The organism is Streptomyces niveus (assembly GCF_001723055.1).
GTDB classification, from domain to species: Bacteria; Actinomycetota; Actinomycetes; order Streptomycetales; family Streptomycetaceae; genus Streptomyces; species Streptomyces niveus.
This window is the reverse complement of sequence record NZ_MDCR01000421.1, coordinates 1-4070: the sequence shown is the minus strand read 5'-3', so window position 1 is coordinate 4070 and position 4070 is coordinate 1. Positions and strand designations below refer to the sequence as shown.

The window sequence follows — 4070 nt, the reverse complement described above, 5'->3', positions numbered from 1 at the left end:
CCGAGGAGCACGGCGACGCCCGTGCCGTGGTTGTCCTGCCAGGGCAGCAGCGGGCCGCTGGTCCCGGCGGCGTGCGCGGTGGTGACGAGCCGGCACAGGTCGGCCCAGCCGGTGGCGCCGTCGCGGGCGAGGAAGACGGTACGGGGCGCGGACTCGTCGATGAAGGCGCCGCCGCGTACCGGGGTACGCCGCCGTACGGCCGGACCGCCGGCGCCGCCCGTCGGCTCGGCCACCGCCAGCTCCACTCCGAACAGCGGCCTGATCCCCGCCTCCTCGCACGCGTCGGCGAAGCGGACGGCGCCGCCGAGGGTGTCGCGGTCGGTCAGGGCGAGGGCCGCCATGTCGCGCGCGGCGGCGCTCCTGGCGAGCTGTTCGGGGTGGGAGGCCCCGTACCGCAGGGAGAACCCCGAGACGGTATGGAGATGCGTGAACCCGGTCATCCGCACCTCCTGATCGATCCGTTCCACCTCCCCCGCTCCCACCATAGAGAGTATCGAACGTTTGTGCGACATCATGGCCCGTCAGCCATTCAGACCCTCCCCACCTGCGAGAACACGGGGTGCGCCGGAGCGTGGGGCCATGACTCATGAGGGCACGACTTTCGCCCAGGAGGTACGGGGCGCCGTCACCGTACGGGCCGCGCTGCTCGTGACCGGCGTACTGGCGCTCCAGATGCTGTTCATCGCCTCCTACATCGGGGCGCTGCACAGCCCCAGGGCGAAGGACGTGAAGGTCGCCGTGGTCGCGCCCCAGCAGATCGCGGACCAGTTGGCCGCCGAACTGCGGAAGCTGCCGGGCAGCCCCTTCGACCCGCGCACCCTCACCGACGAGGCGACCGCGCGCCGGCAGATGCTCGACCGGGACATCGACGCCGCCCTCGTGGTCGACCCCCGGTCGGCCCGGGACACACTGCTGGTCGCCTCCGGGCAGGGAGCGACCGAGACCCAGGTCCTGGTGAGGATCTTCGGACAGATCGAGAGACAGCAGCAGCGGTCCCTCGCGGTCGACGATGTCGCGCCCGCCTCCGGGAGCGACGCCGAGGGCCTGTCCTCCTTCTATCTGGTCGTCGGCTGGTGCGTCGGCGGCTATCTGTGCGCGGCGATCCTCGCGATCAGCGCCGGCTCCCGGCCCGCCAACGCCCGCCGGGCGGTGATCCGGCTGGTGGTCACGGGGCTGTACGCCGTGCTCTCCGGGCTGCTCGGCGCGGTCATCGCCGGCCCGATCCTGGGCGCGCTGCCGGGCAGCGTCGTGGGGCTGTGGGGGCTCGGCGCGCTCACCGTCTTCGCGGTCGGCGCGGCCACCCTGGCCCTCCAGGCCGTCTTCGGGATCGTCGGCATCGGCCTGGCGATCCTGCTGATCGTCGTCGCGGGCAACCCGAGCGCGGGCGGCGCCTTCCCGCTTCCGCTGCTGCCGGACTTCTGGCGGTCGATCGGCCCCGCCCTGCCACCGGGCGCGGGCACCTGGGTGGCCCGTTCGATCGCGTACTTCCACGGCAACGCGGTCACCGGGCCGCTGCTGGTGCTCTCCGCGTGGGCCGTGGTGGGGACGGCCCTCACGCTGGCGATGGCGGTGCTGCGCGGCAGGGGCAGGGGTCCGGGCCGGGCCCCGGACGAGCACACCAGGCCGGACACGCCGGACGAGCCGGCTGCCCCGGGGTCGTCGTCGGCGCCGGGGTCTACGGGAGGGGCCTCGGTGGCGCCGTAACGGCACCGCCGCACCGGAAAGCCCGGCCCGCCGATGACGGCGGGCCGGGCTTCCTGATTCCGTACGGTCAGCCGACCGTCAACCGGTCGTCAGCTTCCGTCAGCCGATCGTGGCACCGAATGCCGCGAGCGCCTCCGGCACCGGCTGGAAGAACGTCTCGCCGCCCGAGGAGCAGTCGCCGCTGCCGCCCGAGGTCAGACCCAGCGCGGTGGTACCCGCGAAGAGCGAGCCGCCGCTGTCGCCGGGCTCGGCGCAGACCGTGGTCTGGATGAGGCCCTCGACGACGTCGCCGCCTCCGTAGTCCACGGTGGCGTCGAGCGCGGTGACCTCACCGTCGTGCACCTGGGTGGTGGAGCCGCTGCGCGAGACCGCCTGGCCGACGGTGGCGTCGCCGGCCTCCGTGATCTCCTGCGTGCTGCCGTCGTACAGGTCGACAGCGCTCGGGGCGTCCGTCGAACCGGTGTACTCGACAAGGGCGAAGTCGTTGCCCGGGAACTGCGAGTCGACCATGGAGCCGATCTCGGCGCCGCCGGCGGAGTCGGACCACGAGCTGCCCGCCGTGCCGCAGTGGCCGGCCGTGATGAAGTGCGGCGCGCCGCCCACCGTCACGTTGAAGCCGAGGGAGCAACGGCCACCACCGGAGTGGATGGCCTCGCCACCGGCGATGAACTTCTTGAACTCCCCGGCGGTCTTCTTCAGTTCGGCCTTGGCGCCCAGCTTCTCCACGGCCTTGGTGAGCTTGGTCAACGCGGCACCCTTGACGGTGCTGTCCGCCGTGACGACGACCTTGTTCGACACCGGGTCGACGGCCACGGCCGTGCCGGGAGTGCTCGCCTTGCCCGTGAGGGAGCCGCGGGCGTCCTTCAGCTCGGTGAGCGAGTGCGCCACGACCCTGGCCTTGGCACCCGCCTCGCGCACGGTCTCGGCGGCCTTGCCGTCGACGACGTTGACGACCAGGGCCTTGGTCTCGCTGTCGTAGTACGAACCGGCCGTGTCGCCGCCGAGGTCGCCGACGAGGGTCGATGCGAGCTTTCCGGCCGCCGGCGCCGACAGCGTCTTCACCGTCGTGGTGACGGTGTCCTCACTGGCGTTCGCAGTCTGGAAGGAAATCCCGGCCACCGCCATGGCCGCGACGGCGCCACCGGCTATCGCCGCGCGCTTCCTGGAAATGCGTCGGTGCTTCAACTGGTACCTCCTGTGGGGGCCGCGTCATCGCATGTGGGGTGCGGTGACACGGAGGATGAGGCGCCCACTATTCCTAAACTCGCCAGTAGCACACAAGGTCGACTTCAGGACGTGCACACGACGGGTTCATTTCCCTCCCGCCCCGTTCACCTGGGGAGGTCGGAGCCTCGCCGTTCCATTCGTGAACACCCGGTGCAATCACCGGATCGGCAGCGGGTGAGGACTAGTCCTGTCTTGAAAACGACTCCCTAGAGCGGGAGTTCAACCCCGTAACGCGCGTAGAGTCCCCGCCCGGAGCTCACGGGCGGGGACTCTCCTCAGCTGTTCTCGGCTCGGCGGTCAGGCCGGCCGGGTGGCGCTCAGTAGATGCTGACGCCGTACGCGCTCAGTGCTTCCGTGACCGGCTGGAAGAACGTCGTACCGCCGGAGGAGCAGTTGCCGCTGCCGCCCGAGGTGAGGCCGATCGCGCGGCTGCCCGAGTAGAGCGGGCCGCCGCTGTCGCCGGGCTCGGCGCAGACGTTGGTCTGGATCATGCCGTAGACGACGTCGCCGCCACCGTAGTTGACCGTGGCGTTGAGGCCCGTCACGCTGCCGCTGTGAGTGCCCGTCGTGGAGCCGCGACGGGTCACCGACATGCCCACCGTGGCGTTGGCAGCGCTGGTGATGTCGACGCTGCCGACGGTGCCGGGACGCGAGACCCCGGAGTTGTCGTAGCGCACGATGCCGTAGTCGTTGCCCGGGAAGCTGGAGCCCGCCGTCGCGCCGATGAGCGTGGTGCGCGCCGAGTTGGTGTACCAGCTCGGGTAGCCGTCGGTGCAGTGGCCGGCGGTCAGGAAGTAGTCGGTGGTACCGCTGCGCACGTTGAACCCGGCCGAACAGCGACCCAGGCTCGAGTAGATCGCGTCGCCACCAGACAGGAGCTTGGAGATCTTGCCGGGAGTGCGCTCGATACGCAGGGCGCCGGCGTTGGCCCCCGCCTCGCGCTTGATCTCGGCGATCTCCGACTTGCTGACAGAGCTGTCAGCCGAGACGACGAGAGTGTTCGTCGCCTTGTCGACATACCAGGCGGTGCCCGCCACGTCGGCACCCAGGACGGCGTCGCTCGCCGCCGTGAGCTGGTTGGCACTGAAGGTCTGGGGCGTGTCGGCGATCGCCGTGGGGGCGGCGAGCGCCGCCGTCCT

Annotated in this window: 4 protein-coding genes; 1 reads left to right on the top strand and 3 read right to left on the bottom strand. The window is 71.3% G+C overall.

The features are described 5' to 3' along the window. The coding region (locus tag BHU15_RS35270; protein ID WP_141726951.1) for a PHP domain-containing protein at window positions 1-440 on the bottom strand (440 nt) is incomplete at its 3' end. Window positions 441-579: 139 nt separating this feature from the next. Here BHU15_RS35270 and BHU15_RS35265 point away from each other — a divergent pair. Next, window positions 580-1704, top strand: coding sequence for an ABC transporter permease (locus tag BHU15_RS35265; protein ID WP_079128601.1), 1125 nt, complete (start codon window positions 580-582; stop codon window positions 1702-1704). A gap of 99 nt (window positions 1705-1803) precedes the next feature. On the opposite strand, the gene BHU15_RS35260 is transcribed toward BHU15_RS35265, so the two are convergent. Next, window positions 1804-2889: a S1 family peptidase gene (locus tag BHU15_RS35260; RefSeq protein ID WP_069630854.1), complete on the bottom strand. Its 1086-nt coding sequence runs from the start codon at window positions 2887-2889 to the stop codon at window positions 1804-1806. Between the two features lie 359 nt (window positions 2890-3248). Next, window positions 3249-4070 (bottom strand): S1 family peptidase (locus tag BHU15_RS35255; protein WP_069630853.1); only part of this gene is annotated, 822 nt, incomplete at its 5' end.

What these genes read in the sequence shown, in the direction of transcription:
- BHU15_RS35265 (WP_079128601.1), top strand. Translation starts at nt 580, where the DNA reads ATGACTCATGAGGGCACGACTTTCGCCCAGGAGGTACGGGGCGCCGTC.